This is a genomic window from Prevotella sp. E13-27 (genome assembly GCF_023217965.1).
GTDB lineage: Bacteria > Bacteroidota > Bacteroidia > Bacteroidales > Bacteroidaceae > Prevotella.
The window spans coordinates 587,061-608,074 of the sequence record NZ_JALPSC010000001.1 but is presented as its reverse complement, the minus strand read 5'-3'; the positions used below and the strand labels follow the sequence as shown (position 1 = coordinate 608,074).

The following is a 21,014-nucleotide window of genomic DNA, read 5'->3' as shown; positions in this document are numbered from 1 at the left end:
GGTCACTCTTTGTAGTTGTTGACAATATCTAAGAGATATTGGCGAACGGTGTTCCAATGATAATAAGGGGCAATGTCGGTCTTAACGGGCAGACTTGCCTCTTCTTCGTTGAGAAGAACTTTTATGAGCACATCGTTGTCTTTGGCGTTCTTCCTATAGAATACAATCTGCAGGTTGCTTGCCATGGGGAACACCTTGTAGTCTATCCAGCCGCGACTGACAAGTGAGTCGAGGTCGCCGATAGATGCGTCGTATCCGTTTATGCCCATGAGACATACCAAAGGAAGAACCATGGTGTCATGGCCGAAACGCAGATCGACTTTGGTGCCCTCGCCATTTATTGCTGCATCGGCTTCTTCAATGATTTTACGTAGAAGATGGCGCTGTGTGAACGGCTGCTTGTTGCCATTGAGCGGGGTGAAGCCGAATCCTAAGAACCACCATGCATTGGATACCTGCCAGTTCTCATAGATCTCTTCGTCGGTGAAGATGTCATAGAGCGTCATCTTTCCTGCATAACTGGTGTTCTGGATGCTGCCTGCCAAGCGGTAAAGATGGATGTTGAGCTGATAGGCGTCTATGTTTTTGCTTATGAATGCGGTGTCGTTGAAAAGAGAGTTGAGAAGACGATCGTAGCTTAGGTGCTTGTTGGTGTAGTCGTCATAGTATTTTTCGAGACTGGGCTTCTTGTTGCTGTCTCTCAGTATCCTGTCCTGAAAGTTCATGTAGTGCAGGTCGTGGGCACTGGCATCGAAGTCAAACTGGAGATTGGGATTGCAAATAGTCAGCTGCTGTATGGCAGATGTCATGGATAGCTGACATCGCGGTATGAGGGTGCTACGGGCTCTGACACTGGCTTTGCCCTTGAACAGCTGGGGGAAGTTTTTCGTCATGCGTAGCGCAATGTCCTTAAGCTGCTGGACACCCACCTTTGTCAAGTCACCCCATCTGTTCTTGGCCTGCTGGCTGAGCAGATTTGCACGCTGGAGAACGTCCTTGCCCAATGGGGTAAGCTTGCCTTCTTCGTCAGCCTGCTTGAACAGACGAACGATATATTCGTAGTCATCGGTCTTCGTGAGATAACGGGAACCGTGACGTCCGTAATGGCTAAGATAGAACGGCTCTTTATCCTTTGGGGCAGGAGTGAGCTTCTTGGTTGGCAATGGATATGCCACACTATTGCTGGCAGAGCGCTCAGGAGATTTTCTGAATTCTTCTCTTGGCGTCTGTGCAGACAGCATCGTGATGAACGATGCGAGGATGATAGTCGTTAATAGCCTGAACATGCGGGCAAAGGTACACAAAAAAAAGAATACAATAAACTTTTTCTTTGAAAAACGTGTTGTTTTGTCAGCAAAAATACCTACCTTTGCACGGCATGGCAAAAAAAACTGTTTGGCAAGATGATTTTTGGCTGCCTGTGATGCAGTTGTATCTCAAGCACCCCACAGGTGTGAAGGCAGCCTATAGTCGGGACATGGTCAGTCTGAGCATGGAGCTTCATGTGGCACCACCCGTCTTGGTGGAGCGTATGCAGCAGATTGCCAAACTGAGTACTCCGCGACTGGAACATATATGGGAGGTGTATTCTTCAAATCCGCGTAGGCTTAAGCGAGCTGTCAGCCTGTGGCGACAGATGCGTGGCTTCGGCTCGGCAGACTCTTTCTATGAGGGAGTGGATGTGGAGGAGTCGTTTGAGAGCGATTTCCGTCCGTTGGAAGAAGATGACCGTCTTACCCCCGTGGCGCTGATCATCATGCTTGACCTGTATTTCAAGCTAACCCCACAGACCATGGCTGTAGAGACTCCCGAGGTGCAGGAACTGGCCCGTCTTATGAAGATTGAAACAGCCCTCGTGGTCAGCGTGTTAAAAACCTATCAGCTCTGTGACCCTTACCTGAACCGTCGCGTCTCATCACCAATGCCGCTTCTCGCTCCTTGCAAAAAGGTGTGGAGACGTTATGGTAATGGTGATACGGAGCAGTTGGCGGAATATGCCGAGGAGCTTAAAGCGTTTTATAAAGGTTGAGTAGTGTGAACGATGCCTCAAAAGCAGATACAAGAACAGAAACAGGAACAGAAACTGCAGCAGAGCATAACTGCTCAGCAGTATCTTCAGTCTCAGCTGGTAGAGCTGCCTATCACGCAGCTCATAGAGCGTATAGAGACTGAGATGCACGATAATCCTGCGCTTGAGAGCAGCGTTTCCGACGACTATCCCGATTATGCTGATTCGCCAGAAATATCAGAGGGTTCCGATTCTCCAGAAAATACTGACGATTATGACCAGGAGCGTGAGCGCGAAGAGCGTAGCGATGCTCTCGATGCGGCCCTTGAGTATATAGGACGTGACGATGAAGACTTGCCTGTCTATCATGGCGGCATGCCAACCACTGAGGAACGTGAAGAGATGGTCTATGGAGAGTCGTTGTCTTTCTATGACCAGCTGAAACAGCAGATGAGTGAGGTGCAGCTTACTGAGCGTGAGCGCGATATCATGGAATATCTCATAGGCTCTCTTGATGATGATGGGCTTCTCCGTAAGGATCTTGAGAGTATTTCTGACGAGCTTGCAATCTATCATAGCATGGATGTGACAGTGTCTGAGATTGAACAAGTGCTAAGAAAGCTGCAGGAGTTTGACCCAGCCGGCATTGGTGCACGCTCGCTTCAGGAATGTCTGCTGTTGCAGATTGAACGTCGTGAGAAGTCGCGGCTTACTGAACTTATGGAAACCGTAATCCGTGATTACTTCGATGAGTTCACAAAGAAACACTGGCACAGGCTGAGACAGGTCCTGTCGTTGACCGATGCCCAGGCAGAGGTTTTACAGAAAGAGCTGCGACGTCTTAATCCGAAGCCAGGCACGTCACTGGGTGAGACCGTGGGACGCTCCATGCAGCAGATAACGCCCGATTTCATTGTAGATACACAGGACGATGGCACCATAACCGCATCGCTTAATAGTGGCGACATACCACAGATGCAGGTGTCGCAATCGTTTAGCAGTCTGCTGAAAGACTACCAGCAGAACCGTGACGGGCTGTCGCGTCAGATGAAAGAGGCTCTGCTCTATACTAAACAGAAGGTTGATGCAGCACAGAACTTCATAGAGGCAGTGAAAAGCCGTCGTCGCACGTTGATGCTTACGATGAAAGCCATTGTCCAGTTGCAGCACCGCTTTTTCGAGGATGGTGACGAGTCGTCGCTCCGTCCAATGATACTGAAAGATGTGGCTGCTAAGACCGGACTTGACATATCAACAATATCACGAGTGGTCAACTCGAAATATATGCTAACACGATGGGGCATCTTCCCATTGAAATTCTTTTTCAACGATAGCTTCGTTACTGACGAAGGTGAAGAGCTGTCGTCACGCGAGATAAAGTCGGCACTTCGTGAGATTATCAATGGCGAGGATAAGAAGAAACCACTTAGTGACGATGCTATAAGAGACGAACTGAAGCGTCGAGGCTATCCTATAGCGCGCCGCACAGTGGCAAAGTACCGTGACCAGTTAGGAATACCAGTAGCACGATTAAGGAAATGAGCAGAGAAAAGACGATAATATACTTGTCAAGGGTTGTGAGCATGGTGTTCACTCCTTTCTATCTCCCGCTGATGGGACTGATACTGCTGTTTACCTTCAGCTATCTGGCATTGCTGCCCATAGACTACAGGTTGCAGGTCATAGCAATAATCTATCTGTTCACCATACTTCTTCCCACACTGCTGATTCATTTCTATCGCCGCTATCACGGTTGGACGCTCATAGAGCTTGGTCAGCGTGAACGACGCATGGTGCCCTATGTAGTGTCAATAGTGTGCTATCTCTCCTGTGTGTGGCTGCTGCGTTATATGAACGTGTTTCATTTCGTGAGCAGTATTCTCATGGCAGCTCTATTGGTACAGATAGTATGTGCTGTAATAAATGTGTGGTGGAAAGTGTCAACTCATACTGCAGCAATAGGCGGAGTGGCAGGCGCCCTCTTCGCCTTCTCCGAAATCTTCGGCTTCAATCCGGTGTGGTGGCTCTGTGTGGTGTTTGTGGTAGGAGGTGTCATGGGCTCTGCCAGGATGATTCTCCGCCAGCACTCGTTGGCACAGGTAGTAGCGGGCTTCTATATAGGGCTTGTCTGTGCCGCACTTGGAGTGTTGTTCTTGTGATAATGAAATAATGTAATAACGAAAAAGATATGAATCCTAAAGTTAGTATTATCATGGGCAGTACAAGTGACCTGCCCGTAATGGAGAAAGCCTGCAAGTTCCTTGATGAGATGCAGGTGCCGTTTGAAGTCAACGCTCTGTCTGCCCACCGTACTCCTGATTCTGTGGAGACATTCGCCCGTACAGCCAAGGAGCGCGGACTGCGCGTGATTATAGCAGGTGCTGGCATGGCTGCTGCTCTGCCAGGCGTTATCGCGGCTTCTACTACTCTGCCTGTTATCGGTGTACCCATCAAGGGCATGCTCGATGGTCTTGATGCCATGTTCTCAATCATTCAGATGCCTCCTGGCATACCTGTAGCAACGGTGGGCGTAAACGGTGCTCAGAATGCAGCAATCCTCGCTGTAGAGATGCTCGCTCTTAGCGATGAGGCTCTTGCTGAGCGTCTCGCAGCATACAAGAATGGCCTGAAGGAAAAGATAGAAAAGGCAAACAAGGAACTGGCTGAGGTGAAATATCAGTTCAAGACCAACTAAACAGAATCATTTTGTCATCAAAAACAAATAAACAAAAAAACGACTACGACTACAATGGATGTTATTGTTAAACAGCATTTCGAAGGTGAACGTCCGCTCTTTGAACGGCATCACTTGAGACTTGAGCAGGTGACAATCGGCGATGGCGAGAGTGCAGTGAAAGAATGCTCTGACATCGAAGCCGTTGGATGCCACTTCTGGGGTAAATACCCGTTCTGGCATGTTGATGGCTTGAAGATTGACAACTGTAAGTTCGACGAGGGCGCTCGCTCGGCCCTGTGGTATTCTAACGACTTGGTTATGACCAACACACAGATTGACGGACCGAAGATGTTTCGCGAGATGCATAACCTTCGTCTTGAGAACGTACTGATTAACGATGCTGACGAGACCTTCTGGCGATGCACGAACATCGTTGCGAAGAATCTTGAGCTGCATGAAGGTACATATCCGTTCATGTTCTGCGAGAATATACGTATTGACGGACTGAAGAGCGATTCGAAGTATGTCTTCCAATATTGTAAGAACGTGGAGCTAAGCAATGCAAACATTGTTACGAAGGATTCGTTTTGGGAGTGTGAGAATGTTACCATACGTGACTCCGTGCTTGACGGTGAGTATCTGGCATGGCACTCTAAGAATGTGCGACTTGTCAATTGTCATCTGGCAGGCGAGCAGCTGCTCTGCTATGCAGACAGTCTGGTGCTGGAGAACTGTACTTTCGATGCTGCATGTGACCGCGTGTTTGAATACAGTACTGTTCAGGCCGATATTCGTGGACACATTGAGAATATCAAGAACCCTACCTCGGGACATATCGTGGCTGACTCAATAGGCTCTGTCACTATTGATGAGAATATTAAGCAGCCGGCGAACTGTGTGATTGAAGAAAAAGGTAAGCACTAATAACAGCTTTAAAGTCAAGAGCGATGCAAATCTATGATTTTGATACGCCGGTAACACGTCGCGGTACGGGCTGCTATAAGTGGGATGAGACGCCTGAGGACGGTGTCATACCCATGTGGGTGGCTGACATGGACTTTAAAACCTCACCTGCCATCATTGATGCTCTGCACCGTAGGGTGGAGCATGGCGTATTTGGTTATACGCTTGTGCCTGACAGCTATTATGATGCCGTAATCTCATGGTTTAAGCATCGCCATCAGTGGACGATAGACCGCTCGTGGATACAATATACCTCGGGCGTGGTGCCTGCCTTGTCGGTTATAGTGAAGGCGTTTACAGAGCCAGGCCACAAGGTCATAGTGCAGACACCTGTCTATAACTGCTTCTTCTCTTCCATCAGGAACAACGGCTGCGAAGTGGTATGCTCGCCTCTTATCTCTCACTCTTCACCCCTCACATACGAGATGGATTTTGCTGATCTAGAAGAGAAGGCTTCCGACGAGCGGACGAAACTGCTGATATTATGTAATCCTCATAACCCCGCAGGAAGGGTGTGGAGTAGGGAAGAGCTCGCGCGCGTATATAATATATGTAAGGAGCATGGCGTTATAGTGGTCTCTGACGAGATTCATAATGAGCTGACATATCGTGGTAACCGATATGTGCCTTATGGCACTGTTGACGAAGGGTTGGAGAATGCAATAGTTTGTACCTCACCTTCGAAGTCGTTTAATACTGCCGGCTTGCAGATTGCCAACATAATCTGCTCAAAGGCTGAGTGGAGGGAGAAAATAGACCGTGCTATAAACCAGAACGAGGTGTGCGATGTTAATCCTTTTGGGGTGGTGGCGCTGCAGGCTGCCTATAACGAGAGCGAAGAGTGGCTTGACCAACTGTGTGAGTATATCTATAGTAACTATGAGGCGCTAAGCGACTTCTTTGCCGAGCATCTGCCACAGTTGGCATTTACACCGCTTGAGGGTACATATCTTGTGTGGGTGGACATAAGCGCTACGCATATCTCAGCTGACGAGCTGACCGAACGCCTGTTGAAAGAAGGACGTGTGCAGGTGAATAGTGGCACGATGTATGATCCTGCCTGCGGACAGCATTTCATAAGGATTAATATTGCTTGTCCACGCTCTCAGATGATGGAAGGACTGAGAAGAATTGCAATGGTAATAAATGGCCTGACAGAGCATTAGCATTTTTTTACCGTCAAAATTTGGGCGTATCAGAAAAACTTATTACCTTTGCCGACGGATAATAGTTAAAGACATTTTGATAGCAAGGATTCCGACGAAAGAAAGTCGGGATTCTTTGTTTTTTGCTAATCCAAGGAAAACAATAAGAAAATAATAATTAAAAACTAAGGAATATGGCATACATGTCACAAGAAGGCTATGATAAGCTCATAGCCGAACTGAAACATTTGGAGGGAATAGAGCGTCCCAAGGCTTCGGCAGCCATTGCGGAAGCACGTGATAAAGGCGACCTGAGCGAGAACTCGGAGTATGAGGCAGCTAAGGAAGCACAGGCTCATCTGGAGGCAAAGATTAACCAGCTGAAGCTGGCTATCACCGATGCAAAGATCGTAGATACAAGCCGTCTCTCTACTGACTCTGTACAGATTCTGTCAAAGGTTGAGATGACTAACCTTGCAACCAAGGCTCGCATGACATATACTATTGTGAGCGAGAACGAGGCAAACCTGCGTGAGGGTAAGATCTCTATACAGACACCTATTGCTCAGGGACTGCTTAACCACAAGGTTGGCGACGAGGTGGAAGTAAAGATTCCACGCGGCACCATCAAGCTGCGTATCGAGAAGATCACAGTTGGATAATTATCAACTCTAAACTCTCAACTCTAAACTAAGTCAGTATGGATATTTTCAGCAAGATAGCAGCTGGTGAGATTCCCAGCTATAAGTGTGCAGAGAACGATGAGTTCTATGCTTTCCTTGATATTAATCCGGTAGTTAAGGGTCACACACTTGTCATTCCTCGTCGTGAGGTAGATTACATCTTCGATATGGAGGATGATGAGATTGCCCGTTACCAGCAGTTTGCAAAGCAGGTGGCAGTGGCCCTGAAGAAGGCTTTCCCATGTAAGAAGGTTGCTCAGGTGGTGCTTGGCCTTGAGGTTGCTCATGCTCACATACACCTCATTCCTATGAACACTGAGGCAGATGTTGACTTCCGTCGTGAGAAGCTTCAGCTTCCAGCCGAGGAGATGAAACAGATAGCAGACAAGATTTTTGCTGAGTTCTCAGCAAAATAAGTGATATAAAAGTTTGGGGCTTGCCAAGTGGTAAGCCCCAAATTTTTATGTTAGATGTATTCGTCGCCGTATTTTATTCCCACCTCATTCACGTATTTCCGAATGAGTGCTGAAGAGTCTTCCTTAGGACATATCAGCAGCATATTGTCCTGCTCGGCAATGATATAACCTTCCAGACCATTGATGACACCTATATGCCCCTTGGGCAGACAGATGATGTTATTGCGGCAGTCCTCCATGATTACCTTTGAGTCGAGTACTACGTTGTCGCCGTCGGTCTTCTGCATACCCTCATAGATGGAATGCCACGTACCAATGTCGGCCCATCCGAAGCTACACTTCATGACATACACATTGTCTGACTGCTGCAGCACGCCCTGGTCGATAGCGATGTTGGGCAGCGAAGCGTAGTTGCGCTCAATGAAGTCGATGATCTGGTCTATGGTGTAGTCGTGGTTCTCACACATACCAGGGACGAATAGTTCGAAGAATAGCTTACGCAGACATTCGCGCAGATAGGTGGCTCCGCAGAGTATGATACCTGTGTTCCACAGGAACTCGCCACTCTCCATGAACAGTCGGGCAAACTCACGCTCAGGCTTCTCCACAAACGACTGGATGGCAAACACATTCTCTTGGATGGAGTCGCTGCCCATCTGTATATAACCATAACCAGGCTCGGGGCGCGAGGGCTTGATACCCATAATCAGCGCCATGTGCTGACGGGCCACGAGGTCGAGACCTTCAATGATGTTCTTGCGGAAAGCTTCCTCATCTGTGATAAACTGGTCACTGGGCATGATGACGATATTTGCCGTCATGTTTATCTTTTGGATATTAAGCATAGCCCATGCCACGCTGCCTGCCGTATTTCGGTTCACGGGCTCTACCATCAGGCAACGCTCGTTGAGATCGGGCAACTGTTCTTTAACCCAGTGAACATACTCCGCACCAGTACATATATAAATATGGTCTTGAGGGACGATGTTGGCCATGCGGTCGAAGGTGCTCTGCAGGAGCGAACGGCCGGTACCGAAGAAATCAATGAATTGTTTGGGGCGTCCCTCACGGCTTGAAGGCCACAAACGACGACCCTTACCGCCTGCTAATATAATGCAATAGTTGTCTTTCGAATAGTCGGATTTTAGTGTGCTCATAGCGTATGGTTTAGTTGGTAAAATCGTATTCAGGTATTGATAATTGTTTTTGTGGGGATAAAGTTACGAAATAAAGACATAACTTCCAACTATTTTTAATATTTTTATGAGATAATTTTGTGAGTTTCAAATTTTATCATTACCTTTGCACCGCTTTTAGAGCCCAGATGGCGGAATCGGTAGACGCGCTGGTCTCAAACACCAGTGGGGCAACCCGTCCCGGTTCGACCCCGGGTCTGGGTACAAAGCTTGAAAAGCAAGGTGCTGTAGGTCAATGACTTGCGGCACCTTTTTCAAAATTACATGTTTGTTACTAAAAACAAAAGAGATATATGTTAGAAGTTCGAAATCTTCATGCAAAAATCGGCGACAAGGAGATACTGCGTGGCATAAACCTCACAATCAAAGATGGTGAGACACATGCCATCATGGGTCCTAACGGTTCTGGTAAGTCAACACTTAGTGCTGTTCTTGTGGGTAATCCTTTATATGAAGTCACTGAAGGTGAGGCTTGGTTCAATGGGAAGAACCTTCTTGAGATGAAACCTGAGGATCGTGCTCATGAAGGACTGTTTCTCTCTTTCCAGTATCCTATTGAGATACCAGGTGTGCCTATGAGTCAGTTCCTGAAGGCTGCTGTCAACGAGAAACGCAAATATCAGGGACTTCCCGAGCTTAAGGCTGGTGAGTTCATGAAGCTCATGCGTGAGAAGCAGAAGATTGTTGAACTGGACAACAAACTGGCAAACCGCTCTGTGAACGAGGGCTTCAGTGGAGGTGAGAAGAAGCGTAACGAGATATTCCAGATGGCAATGCTCGAGCCGAAGCTCTCCATCCTTGACGAGACTGACTCTGGCCTTGATGTTGATGCCATGCGTATTGTGGCAGAGGGCGTTAACACGCTGAAGACTGCGGAGACGTCGTGCATAGTCATCACCCATTATGACCGTCTTCTCGATATGATTCGTCCAGATGTGGTACACGTGCTGTACAAAGGACAGATTGTGAAGACTGCCGGCCCCGAGCTGGCTCAGCAGATACAGGAACGTGGTTACGACTGGATAAAAGCAGAAGCAAATGAATAGTGAGGCTCAATATATAGACCTTTATCAGCAGTGCCGTGACCTGATATTTGCCAATGCACCAGTGGCGATGAATGCAGTGCGTGATGTGGCATTCGAGAATTTCAAGAAGCTCGGGTTCCCCAACAAACATGCTGTAAAGAAGGATGCTGCTCAGAGTAAGATAGTAGAACGCTATAAGTACACTGACGTGGCTAAGCTCTTCGAGCCCGACTTCGGCGTAAATCTTAATCGTCTTAAGATTCCTGTTGACCCTTACGAGGCATTCCGTTGTGATGTGCCAAACCTTTCCACACTACTCTATTTCGTTGTCAACGACTCTTTCTATGGCGATGCTGCACCAAAGAATCTTCTGCAGGATGGTGTGTTCATCGGTTCTATGAAGGAGCGTCAGGACATCGTGGCGAAATATTATGCAACGCTCGCTAAGACTGATGAGGATGCCGTTACCGCACTAAACACCATGCTGGCTCAGGATGGACTGCTTGTCTATGTTCCAAAAGGAGTTGTCATTGACAAGGCTATACAGGTTATAAATATTCTGAAGGCAACACCACGCAATGCTGAGAAACAGGTGCCTGATATGATGGTTAACCGACGTGTGCTCATCGTGGCTGAGGAGGGGGCAGAGGTTAAACTGCTGTTCTGCGACCATTCTGCCGATGACCGCAACTTCCTTGCAACTCAGGTGATTGAGGTGTTTGCCGGTGCTAATGCCAAGATTGACATGTATTGTCTTGAGGAGACTCATGCCAAGAATGTGCGTGTAAGCAATGTGTATGTCAATCAGGAGCGTGACAGTAGGGTGCGACATAATGTTATAACCCTTCATAATGGCATCACACGTAACAAGCTCGACCTCACGCTCTCTGGCGATGGGGCAGAGTGCACCTGTAACGGATGTGTCATTGCTGACAAACAGCAGCATGTAGATAACAATACCCTTATTGTGCACAACGCTCAGCACTGTACTTCAAACGAATTATACAAGTATGTTCTGGACGATAAGTCCACTGGCGCTTTTGCAGGACGTGTGCTGGTGTCGCCAGGGGCACAGAAGACAACATCGCAGATGACAAACCAGAACCTCACCACTACTCGTGAAGCGCATATGTACACCCAGCCTATGCTTGAAATCTATGCCGATGATGTGAAGTGCGCCCATGGCTCTACCGTGGGACAGCTCAGCGATGCTGCACTGTTCTATATGCGTCAGCGTGGTATCCCTGAGGCTGAGGCTCGCATGCTTCTACAGGTGGCATTCATTCGTGAGGTTATTGACCAGATAAGTCTTGTTCCATTGAGAGACCGACTGCATTACCTGGTAGAGAAACGTTTTCGTGGTGAGCTCAATAAGTGCGAAGGATGTAAGCTTTGCCGATAGAAAGCTGAAAAACAAACAAGGTTCCGCCGTGGCGGACAAAACTCAATAAAGATGTACGACGTAAACAAGATTCGCGAAGATTTCCCGATACTCTCGAGGACGGTATATAATAAGCCATTGGTCTATCTTGACAATGCTGCCACTACACAGAAACCGCTCTGTGTGCTGGATGCCATGCGCAACGAGTATCTCAATGTAAATGCCAATGTACATCGTGGCGTTCACTATTTGTCACAGCAGGCTACCGACCTTCATGAGTCAGCGCGCGAGAAGGTGCGTTCGTTCATCAATGCCAAGAGTCTAAGTGAGGTGATTTTTACGCGTGGCACTACAGAAAGCATAAACCTTGTTGCTCAGACCTTCTGCGAGGCATTCATGAAAGAGGGTGATGAGGTGCTGGTTAGCGACATGGAGCACCATTCAAACATAGTGCCTTGGCAGCTACAGGCACAAAAAAGGGGAATTGTGGTACGCCATCTTCCAATTACTGACGATGGGCTTCTTGACCTCTCAACTCTCAGTTCTCACCTCTCATCTCGAACGAAGCTTGTCAGCATCTGCCATGTGAGCAATGTGTTAGGCACCGTTAACCCTGTAAAGGAGATTATCCGCCTGGCTCACGAACATGATATACCTGTGTTGCTGGATGGTGCTCAGAGTGCGCCCCACATGAAGATTGATGTGCAGGATCTTGACTGCGACTTCTATGCATTCAGTGGACACAAGATGTATGGTCCTACTGGTATAGGTGTACTATATGGTAAGGAGAAACTGCTTGAAAAGATGCCGCCTTACCAAGGTGGAGGTGAGATGATTGATAAGGTGTCGTGGGAAAAGACAACGTTCGAACAGCTACCGTTGAAGTTTGAGGCTGGAACCCCAGACTATGTGGCTACCCACGGTCTGGCTACTGCCATAGACTATATGCTCTCTCTGGGTCTTGATAATATCGAGGCTCACGAACAGGAACTGACCCGTTACTGTATGGAGCGCATGCAGGAGATAGAGAATATCCGTATCTTCGGACCCCATCTCTCACCTCTCAATTCTCACCTCTCATCTCATCGGGATGCCGTCGTCTCGTTCCTTGTTGGTGATATTCATCATCTTGACATGGGAACATTGCTCGACCGACTGGGCATTGCGGTGCGTACTGGACACCACTGCGCTCATCCACTTATGACGCGCCTCGGTGTTACGGGTACTGTGCGTGCTTCGTTTGCACTATACAATACAAAAGAAGAGGTGGATGCCCTTATAGATGGCATCCACCGTGTAAGTAAAATGTTTTGAACAGCAGCGGATTTCTTTACTCCAAAGAAGTCCGTTGCTGTTTGATATATACCTCGTTCAGAGCAGCTCCTTACATTTCAACAGGGCCAGTACAAGCCAGCATCCGCAGAGCGAGCGAAGGAGTAGGGAACAGTCCATTGGGAAAACTGCCATTATGAATGCAATCTGCGCGTTTAAAAGTGCGAGTGTCTGCCTGTTGTTGATTTCGCGTTCCAAGACCTGACCGTAGTAAGAAGATACACTGCGCAGAGAGTTGTTGAAGGCAGTAGCTGTTGCGTTGAGAATACTCTTGATTTTCTGTTCGCGACGATTGAGAATCATTTCGTTGTTCATTGTTCTTTGAGTTTTTAGTTTATATTATTAGTTCGTTGTTTCTTGATTTCGCATGCAAAATAACGAGGTTAGTGTGCACAAAAGGTTCGCAGGTGAAACTTTGTTTGTTAAAATCGTGAGAAATTAACAAAGTTTCACTAAAAATGCAATAAAACGGAGACTTTTGCCGTTTCCTGTAAAAGAAGGAATCGGGTTTTAAGTAAAAAACGATCTGTATGATAATAAGAACTACACATTATATATTATTATGAAAGAGAAACTGACATTGGTGAAAGTTGGCGGTGCCATAGTAGAAGATGAGTTACAGTTAGCACAGCTGCTTAATGATTTCGGCGCTATTGAAGGACGTAAGGTGCTTGTTCATGGTGGTGGCCGTCGTGCCACGCAGGTGGCATCACGTCTGGGGATTGAGTCGCAGATGGTGAATGGACGACGTATCACTGATGAGCAGATGCTCGAAGTGGTGACAATGGTATATGGCGGTCTTGTCAATAAGCATGTTGTGGCGATGCTTCAGGCAAGAGGTATAAGCGCCATAGGACTTACAGGTGCCGATGGCGATGTGATACGCTCTCATCGTCGTCCTGTGAAGGATGGGGTGGACTATGGCTTTGTAGGTGATGTTGAAAAAGTAGGAAACACAGCACTGAGCCATATCATTGAACAGGGAATGGTTCCTGTATTAGCACCTCTGACCCACGATGGGAAGGGCAACATGCTTAATACTAATGCTGACACAATAGCTTCAGAAGCAGCAAAGGCATTGGCAGAGATATATGATGTGACGCTTATCTACTCATTTGAGAAGAAAGGCGTGCTTCGTGATCCTGACGATGACGACTCGGTTATAACAAAGATTACACATGCCGACTTTGAACAGTATAAAGCTGATGGCACTATTTCTGGAGGCATGATTCCAAAGATTGAGAATGCGCTGGCTGCAGTCGATGCCGGTGTAAGCCGAGTAATCATTGCGCTCGCTACTGAGATTGATGGTAATCACGGTACTGTGATTTGTTAGGAACAGAATAAAAGTGTTTGTATAATAGTGCCTTGGAGTTATGCTCTTGGGCACTTTTGCTTTAAAAAGCCCAGAAATGTTTGGTATTTTGTCCGCTTATGCGTACCTTTGCACGCGATTTGCCAGAGTGGCTTATCAAGGGGTGCTCATTCCGTTTGGAATCTGCTGAGATGATACCCTTCAGAACCTGATGCGGGTAATGCCGACGTAGGGATGATAAGATAGGTATGGTTTCCCCCTTTAATTTATTCGTTTATTAAGTTCTAATAGGTAAAAGATTAAAGGATGAAAAAGACATTCATTTTTGCGATGTTGCTTGTGGCAGCGAATGCTATGGCAACAGGAGAACAGACAGGAGAAATGGTTGCAGGCAGTGCAACCCAACCTGTGGATTCGTTGAAAACTGTTAAGCTGCAAGGCGTTCAGGTGCGCTCTACACGTGCGTCGAAGAAGACGCCAATGGCATTCACTGACATGAATCGTGACCAGATTAAGGCGGTGAACTACGGACAGGATGTTCCTTATTTATTGTCGCTGACCCCCAGTGTCACCATTACGAGCGATGCCGGCAATGGCATCGGCTATACCTCGTTGCGTGTGCGTGGTACTGCAGCAGAACGTATCAATATTACTGCCAACGGTGTGCCCTTGAACGATGCTGAGAGCAACTCGGTGTTCTGGGTGAACATGGGTGACTTCGCCTCAAGCGTGCAGTCAATGCAGATTCAGCGCGGTGTGGGAACAAGCACTAATGGTGCGGGTGCCTTCGGCGCTACTATTAACATGCAGACGGAAAACATTGGAACGAAGCCTTATGTGGGTATAGACCTCAGCGCAGGAAGCTATTCGTCGAACAAAGAGACGGTGCGTTTCTCTACAGGTCTGCCTGGTGAAGGACATTGGGGACTGCAGGGACGTGTGTCGCATATCGGCTCAAAAGGCTATATAGACCGTGCCGAGACGAAGCTGTATAGCTATTTCCTCCAAGGAGGATATTTTGATGATAACCGTGCCGTGAAACTTATCACTTGGAACGGTAAGGAAGAGACCTATCATGCATGGGACTACGCTTCGCATTATGCACAGGATACCTATGGCCGCACTTATAATCCCTGTGGTTATATGGATACTGATGCCAATGGAAATGCAATATATTACGACAAGCAGACCGACAACTATCATCAGCAGAACTATCAGCTTGTGTGGAACGAGCAGTTCTCCAACACTTTGTCGCTGAATGCCGCACTGCACTACACCCGTGGTGATGGCTACTATGAGCAGTTCAAGGGCAACAAGAAACTGAAGGACTATCTGCCACTGACAGCCGCAGAGAAAGGTATGAAGAGTGACCTTGTACGTCAGAAGAAAATGGCTAATGACTTCTATGGCGCTGTGGCATCGCTGCTTTATGATAATCTTAATGGACTGGATATAACTATCGGTGGCGGATGGAACCACTATGATGGTGACCACTTCGGACTGCTCACGTGGGTGAAGAATGCTCCTACGGCCTATACCAGCAACTATAAGTACTATGACACTAATGCCCGCAAGACCGATATGAATGTCTATGGCAAGGTGAACTATCAGCTTCTGGTTGGCCTGAATGCTTATGTTGACCTTCAGTATCGACACGTGGGAATGAAAATGCAGGAGCCATGTGACTGGTATGGCTGCAACACCACCGGTGACTATATCATTGATGAGAAGTATGACTTCTTCAACCCTAAGTTCGGATTGAACTATGAGTTTGCCCGTAACCACAGGGCGTATGCTTCTTATGCCATTGCCCACAAGGAACCGGTGCGCAACAACTTTGAGAATAACTACAATGCTGGCTCGCCAATGCCACGCTATGAGAAACTCAACGACCTGGAGGTGGGCTATAAGTACCTCAGCAGCACCTTCAGTGCCGGCATCAATGCCTACTGGATGGACTACAAGGACCAGTTTGTGTTGACGGGTGAGATTGACGCTATTGGAGAGGCCGTAACGCGCAACCTGCCGAAGAGCTATCGCATGGGCGTAGAAGTAGAAGCTGCTTGGCAGCCTGTTGAGTGGTTCCGTTGGGATGCAAATGCTACTTTCTCTAAGAACCGCGTGAAAGAGATGGGCGTTGTGCTAGAGGACGGAGTGACAACGGTCACACTGAATGGTGAAAAACCATTGGCTTTCTCGCCCGACATCATTGCCAACAGCATCATGACGTTCAGCTATGGTGGTGCGAAGGCTGCGCTGCAGTGTCAGTATGTGGGTGATCAGTATCTTACTAACACCGGATATAAAGAGATGCTGTGTAAGGATGCCAACGGCAACGATACCTATGAAACGCTGCTCTTGAAAAACCATTTCTTGGCAAATCTTGACCTTAGCTATACGTTCTCACTGAAAGCCATACGTCTGAAGGAAGCCACCGTAGGCGTCACCTTCTACAACCTGCTTAGCCAGAAGTTTGATAACAACGGATGGGCTGCACCGCAGTATCGTCAGCTGACCGATGGCTCTGTTATCGCTGTTAATACATGGGGTGTGCGTGATGACGGAGCAGTAGGCTTCGCACCGTCGGCTCCCTTCAACTGGATGGCTCACCTCTCGCTGAACTTCTAACGTTAGACTAATCCTACCTCTCACCTCTCAATTCTCACCTCTCATGTCTTTCGACTGGCTCGACATATTGACCACGATACTCGGCTTGATTTACATCTGGCTCGAGTATCGTGCTCATATTGCATTGTGGATAGTGGGCATCATAATGCCTGCCCTTGATGTTTATCTTTACTATAGTCATGGTCTTTATGGCGATGCTGGTATGGCAGTCTATTACACCCTGGCTGCTTTCTATGGTCTGTTTATTTGGAAATTCAAGAAAACTAAAAAAATGAAGAAGGAACTCCCCATAATAAGCATGCCAAGGCGACAGTACCTGCCTGCCTTGATATTCTTTTTCGCTGCTTGGGGAGCTGTTTATTATGTATTAATAAGGTGGACTGATTCCACAGTACCTCTTCTCGACTCGTTTACCAATGCCCTGTCGTTTGTCGGCATGTGGGCGCTGGCGCGAAAGTATCTTGAGCAGTGGCTGTTCTGGATCGGTGTTGATGCTGTCTGTATGTTCCTATATATTCAGAAAGGTATCCCGTTCAAGGCCGGTCTCTACGGACTCTATGTCGTTATTGCCGTAATGGGATATTTCAAGTGGAAGAAGATGACAAAGAAAACTAAATATGAGCTACAAGGACATTCTTAATAATGGCAGCTATGATGCCGTGATACTTGCCAACGGTGAACAGCCTGAGCACGATATTCCTACAGAACTTTTGCAGGAGGCTCCTTATATTGTCTGCTGCGATGGCGCTATAAACTATTGTGACTGGGCTGATGCCGTAGTTGGCGATGGCGACAGCATACCATCGTGGGCCATGGAAGAGTATGAGTGTATATTCCATCAGGAAGAAGAGCAGGAGGATAACGACCTCACTAAAGCCACGCGCTTCTGTGTTGAAAGAGGGTTTAAAAAGATTGTCTATCTCGGAGCTACAGGACTTCGTGAAGACCATACTCTGGGTAATATATCGCTCTTGATGCGCTATTTCCGAGAGATGGGCGTTGAACCCATTATGGCAACAAACCACGGATGGTTTGTGCCTGCCAGCGGCTCCTGCAGTTTTGCCTCCTTCCTAAGACAGCAGGTGAGCATCTTCAATTTCGGTTGTACCTCTCTACGCACCGAAGGTCTCCGCTACGATGGCTATCCTTTCCAACAGTGGTGGCAGGGTACGCTCAACGAAGCTACTTCCGATAGCTTCCGTGTTGAGGCTGATGGCGACTATCTCGTATTCCGTACCTACGAAGGAAAATAAAAACGGTAAAGATATGTTATAGAAGACTTCCTCGCTTTAACCTTAAACCATAAGTATTTGGATACGTCGAAAAAGTATTCATGTACTAAACTAAATCTTAAAGCGCTTCGGAATAGAATCGCATATAGCTTGGAATAGCTTAGTGATAAGCAGGAAATTCACTCCAATTGCGATTGAAATATTTAAATCTGCGACACAGATTTAATAATCTGCGTCACGGAATACATAATCTGCGTCACAGATTTAGTAATCTGCGTCGCAGATTTAATTTTTTTAATTTGGCTTGTCTTCTATTTTAAGCGCTCTTTGTCTGTATTCCTGTCTATCTGTCAGCCATTTTGAGACATAGCTAATAAAAAAAGTTACATTTGATATAGCGTGTTACGGAATGATTGAGTAATTTTGCACCTTGGAAAATATATCTGGATAATTAACTAAAACTTATATGAGAAATTATTACTCAACCATTTGCCTGTTATGCCTGTTGTTCTTCACGAAGGCATCAGCACAACAGATTGCACTTAGCCATCAGCACGGATTCTACGATAATTCGTTCTCTCTTACCATCAGCGGTGGGGGAGAGAATACCATTTACTATACCCTTGATGGTTCTGAACCTACGCCACAGAGCAAGGTGTACAGCGCTCCGCTTAGCATCTCGCATACTACAATCCTGCGTGCAGCTGCTTTCAACGGCGGTGAGCAGATCGGAATGCCGCTAACGGCGACCTATCTTTTTGTGAACGATGTGCTCAGCCAGTCGAATACGCCAGAGGGCTATCCCGCCACGTGGGGCAAATATACTGATATAAACGGAACCGCAATTGCTGACTATGAGATGGACCCCGAGATGACCAACGACTCAAAGCTGCGTCCGAAGATCAAGGAAGGTCTGATGAGTCTGCCTGTGCTCAGCATAGTTACCGACAAGGATAACCTGTTCAGTCACGAGAACGACTCGGTGAAGGGCGGCATTTATATCTTCACCGGCCCTCCAGTAGGCGATGCTACAGGTCACGGATGGACACGTCCGGCAAGTGTTGAGCTGTTTGGACAGGGACATGACTTCAGTATCGGATGCGGACTGCGCCTGCACGGTGGTCACGGCCGACTGGCAGAGAAGAATCCTAAACACTCGTTCCGTCTTATTTTTAAGGAGAAATATGGAGCTAAGACGCTTAAGTATCCTCTCTTTGGTCAGGATGAGCCAAGCAAGTTCGACCAGTTGGTGCTGCGCTGTCACTTTGGAAACTCATGGCAGCACTGGAGTGAGGATAATCGTCGGAAAGCACAATATACACGTGATGTGTGGGCTCGTCGCATGCAGCGTCGCATGGGACATACGAGCGTTAATGCCCTATATGTTAATCTTTTCATTAATGGAATGTACTGGGGAATGTATAATATCGCAGAGCGTGTCGATGACCAGTACGGCAAGGATCATCTCGGTGGATCGAAAAGCGATATTGATGTCATAAAAATCGAGGAAAGCGGAGGCAACCATATTGAAGCCAGCGAGGGAACCATCGATGCATGGAATGAGATGGTGAACCTCTGTAAGGTAGTGGGAGGCGCTAAGTCTGACATCGACCCGCAGCAGGCTTATGAACAACTGAAAGACTCTCTGCTCGATATCGATGGATTTATTGACTATATGCTCATCAACCAGTATGGTGGCAATACCGACTGGGATCATCATAACTGGTATGCGCTGCGTCGTCGCGGCGACGGCAGTCAGGGCTTCCGCTTCCTTTGCTGGGACTCGGAGTGTATTATCATTAATTCAGGTGAGAATGTGCTCAATAAAAATAATGGTAACAGCTATCCTACTGGAATGTTCCAGAACCTGCTGAGAAACGACGACTTCGCTCGACGCTATGTGAAGAGAGCTAAACAGCTACTTGCTGATGATGGCTTCCTCGGACAAACGTCGGCTGTAGAAGTATGGGACAGCCTTTACAATGTTATATCAAAAGCGCTCTATGCCGAGGCAGCTCGATGGGGCGACTATCGTCGCGATGTGCATAACTACTCTTCGCGCGGATCACTTTATACGGTAGATAACACATATATGGCTGAGCGTAATCGTCTGTTGACGCAATACTTCCCTTATCGTTCAGAGACAGTGTTGAATAGTATATTGAGCTATGTGACTGTTGACGACTTTGAGGCTCCCGAAGGATGGGTGGCTTTGTCGAAGGACATCTTCCACGAGTGGAACGGCAACAGCAAGGACGCGCAACAACTTGACTCACAGCCTTCAGTTGACTGGAATTTTAACGTGAACCTTGGCGGTGGCGGTGCTGTTGCAGGTTTTGCTAATGTGGAGTATAACAGGTATGCAGACATCAGCGACTATGAGAAGCTTGCCATTCGTGGAACAGGCAATGGCCTTCGCGTGCTTGCAAACAGACTCGTGGATCATGGCGAATGGAAACAGATTGTTGTTGACTTTAATGAAACTGACCCATATTGGGATAACGAACTTGGCGTGATTATTATACCTCTCGACGCACTGAAGACAATGAGAACCACAAGTAATAATGTTAGAATAGACGATTTCCTGCACCTGCATGTGCTTAAAGTTGACTGGAATAGCAGCGCAAATGTTCGCGGAGTATATCTCATTCCATCGCAGCAGTCGGTTGGTATCGATGCTAATACACTTGCTGAACATGAAAAAGCTCGTGGAGGAGATGGCGTTGACAACGCAATTTATAACCTTCAAGGACAGAAAGTGGCAAATCCGTCACATGGATTGTTTATTATAAATGGCAAGAAAGTTCTTGTTAACAAAAGGTAAAAATTCAAAAATAAATAATATTTCCGGCTGCAAAGTGTTGTGCGTATAGAATATAATGTGTACCTTTGCAGCCGCAAAAGTGGTAATTGCGCTGGCTAAATGCTAACAATACACTGAATAAGAGCAGTTTAGCTTCTTAAAAGAAGCGGTGGGCTGTTTCTTCTTTTCGTGTGTGTATAAGTATGAGGT

Annotated in this window: 19 protein-coding genes, 1 tRNA gene and 1 riboswitch; of the genes, 17 read left to right on the top strand and 3 right to left on the bottom strand. The window is 47.2% G+C overall.

The window, feature by feature from the left end; all coding sequences use genetic code 11:
* Positions 1-2: 2 nt before the first annotated feature.
* Positions 3-1,286: a histidine-type phosphatase gene (locus tag M1L52_RS02640; protein WP_248613259.1), complete on the bottom strand. Its 1,284-nt coding sequence runs from the start codon at positions 1,284-1,286 to the stop codon at positions 3-5.
* A gap of 92 nt (positions 1,287-1,378) precedes the next feature.
* On the opposite strand from M1L52_RS02640, the gene M1L52_RS02635 reads away from it, so the two are divergent.
* The 8 genes from M1L52_RS02635 (at position 1,379) to M1L52_RS02600 (ending at position 7,892) form a co-directional block, all read left to right on the top strand.
* Positions 1,379-2,029, top strand: a complete 651-nt coding sequence (locus tag M1L52_RS02635) for a hypothetical protein (protein ID WP_248613258.1) — start codon at positions 1,379-1,381, stop codon at positions 2,027-2,029.
* 12 nt (positions 2,030-2,041) lie between these two features.
* A complete protein-coding gene (gene rpoN / locus M1L52_RS02630) occupies positions 2,042-3,550 on the top strand; it encodes an RNA polymerase factor sigma-54 (protein WP_248613257.1) in 1,509 nt (502 codons plus the stop codon).
* Positions 3,547-4,167, top strand: a complete 621-nt coding sequence (locus tag M1L52_RS02625; protein ID WP_248613256.1) for a phosphatase PAP2 family protein — start codon at positions 3,547-3,549, stop codon at positions 4,165-4,167. The genes rpoN and M1L52_RS02625 overlap by 4 nt, the downstream gene beginning before the upstream one ends.
* Positions 4,168-4,196: 29 nt before the next feature.
* Positions 4,197-4,703, top strand: a complete 507-nt coding sequence (gene purE, locus M1L52_RS02620; protein ID WP_248613255.1) for a 5-(carboxyamino)imidazole ribonucleotide mutase — start codon at positions 4,197-4,199, stop codon at positions 4,701-4,703.
* Between the two features lie 54 nt (positions 4,704-4,757).
* On the top strand, positions 4,758-5,609 hold the full coding sequence (locus M1L52_RS02615; RefSeq protein WP_248613254.1) for a DUF3737 family protein: 852 nt from the start codon (positions 4,758-4,760) through the stop codon (positions 5,607-5,609).
* Between the two features lie 23 nt (positions 5,610-5,632).
* Complete coding sequence (locus M1L52_RS02610; protein ID WP_248613253.1) at positions 5,633-6,814, top strand: MalY/PatB family protein; 1,182 nt, start codon at positions 5,633-5,635, stop codon at positions 6,812-6,814.
* Positions 6,815-6,987: 173 nt separating this feature from the next.
* The gene (greA, locus tag M1L52_RS02605; protein WP_248613252.1) at positions 6,988-7,455 is read left to right on the top strand and encodes a transcription elongation factor GreA; all 468 of its coding nucleotides are present in this window, start codon (positions 6,988-6,990) and stop codon (positions 7,453-7,455) included.
* A 38-nt stretch (positions 7,456-7,493) separates the two neighbouring features.
* Positions 7,494-7,892 (top strand): HIT family protein, encoded by a 399-nt coding sequence (locus tag M1L52_RS02600; RefSeq protein ID WP_248613251.1) that lies wholly within the window; start codon positions 7,494-7,496, stop codon positions 7,890-7,892.
* A 50-nt stretch (positions 7,893-7,942) separates the two neighbouring features.
* On the opposite strand, the gene M1L52_RS02595 is transcribed toward M1L52_RS02600, so the two are convergent.
* Positions 7,943-9,049 (bottom strand): mannose-1-phosphate guanylyltransferase, encoded by a 1,107-nt coding sequence (locus M1L52_RS02595; RefSeq protein ID WP_248613250.1) that lies wholly within the window; start codon positions 9,047-9,049, stop codon positions 7,943-7,945.
* 161 nt (positions 9,050-9,210) lie between these two features.
* Here M1L52_RS02595 and M1L52_RS02590 point away from each other — a divergent pair.
* From M1L52_RS02590 to M1L52_RS02575, 4 genes are all read left to right on the top strand, one after another.
* Positions 9,211-9,292: transfer RNA gene (locus tag M1L52_RS02590), tRNA-Leu, on the top strand.
* 89 nt (positions 9,293-9,381) lie between these two features.
* Entirely contained in the window at positions 9,382-10,134 is a 753-nt protein-coding gene (gene sufC / locus M1L52_RS02585; protein WP_248613249.1) for a Fe-S cluster assembly ATPase SufC, read from the top strand.
* On the top strand, positions 10,127-11,515 hold the full coding sequence (sufD, locus tag M1L52_RS02580; protein ID WP_248613248.1) for a Fe-S cluster assembly protein SufD: 1,389 nt from the start codon (positions 10,127-10,129) through the stop codon (positions 11,513-11,515). Before sufC ends, sufD begins: the two co-directional genes overlap by 8 nt.
* A 51-nt stretch (positions 11,516-11,566) precedes the next feature.
* A complete protein-coding gene (locus tag M1L52_RS02575; protein ID WP_248613247.1) occupies positions 11,567-12,808 on the top strand; it encodes an aminotransferase class V-fold PLP-dependent enzyme in 1,242 nt (413 codons plus the stop codon).
* Between the two features lie 57 nt (positions 12,809-12,865).
* Here the strand turns inward: M1L52_RS02575 and M1L52_RS02570 are convergent, their stop codons facing one another.
* The gene (locus M1L52_RS02570; protein ID WP_248613246.1) at positions 12,866-13,141 is read right to left on the bottom strand and encodes an ATP-binding protein; all 276 of its coding nucleotides are present in this window, start codon (positions 13,139-13,141) and stop codon (positions 12,866-12,868) included.
* A gap of 247 nt (positions 13,142-13,388) precedes the next feature.
* Between M1L52_RS02570 and argB the strand changes: the two genes are divergently transcribed.
* The 5 genes from argB (at position 13,389) to M1L52_RS02545 (ending at position 20,825) form a co-directional block, all read left to right on the top strand.
* Positions 13,389-14,162, top strand: coding sequence for an acetylglutamate kinase (argB, locus tag M1L52_RS02565; protein ID WP_248613245.1), 774 nt, complete (start codon positions 13,389-13,391; stop codon positions 14,160-14,162).
* Positions 14,163-14,290: 128 nt separating this feature from the next.
* Positions 14,291-14,393, top strand: a riboswitch (TPP riboswitch).
* Between the two features lie 54 nt (positions 14,394-14,447).
* On the top strand, positions 14,448-16,769 hold the full coding sequence (locus tag M1L52_RS02560) for a TonB-dependent receptor (RefSeq protein ID WP_248613244.1): 2,322 nt from the start codon (positions 14,448-14,450) through the stop codon (positions 16,767-16,769).
* Positions 16,770-16,812: 43 nt separating this feature from the next.
* Complete coding sequence (gene pnuC, locus M1L52_RS02555; protein ID WP_248613243.1) at positions 16,813-17,409, top strand: nicotinamide riboside transporter PnuC; 597 nt, start codon at positions 16,813-16,815, stop codon at positions 17,407-17,409.
* Positions 17,387-18,022 (top strand): thiamine diphosphokinase, encoded by a 636-nt coding sequence (locus tag M1L52_RS02550; protein WP_248613242.1) that lies wholly within the window; start codon positions 17,387-17,389, stop codon positions 18,020-18,022. Before pnuC ends, M1L52_RS02550 begins: the two co-directional genes overlap by 23 nt.
* A 445-nt stretch (positions 18,023-18,467) precedes the next feature.
* Positions 18,468-20,825 (top strand): CotH kinase family protein, encoded by a 2,358-nt coding sequence (locus M1L52_RS02545; RefSeq protein WP_248613241.1) that lies wholly within the window; start codon positions 18,468-18,470, stop codon positions 20,823-20,825.
* Positions 20,826-21,014: the final 189 nt, after the last annotated feature.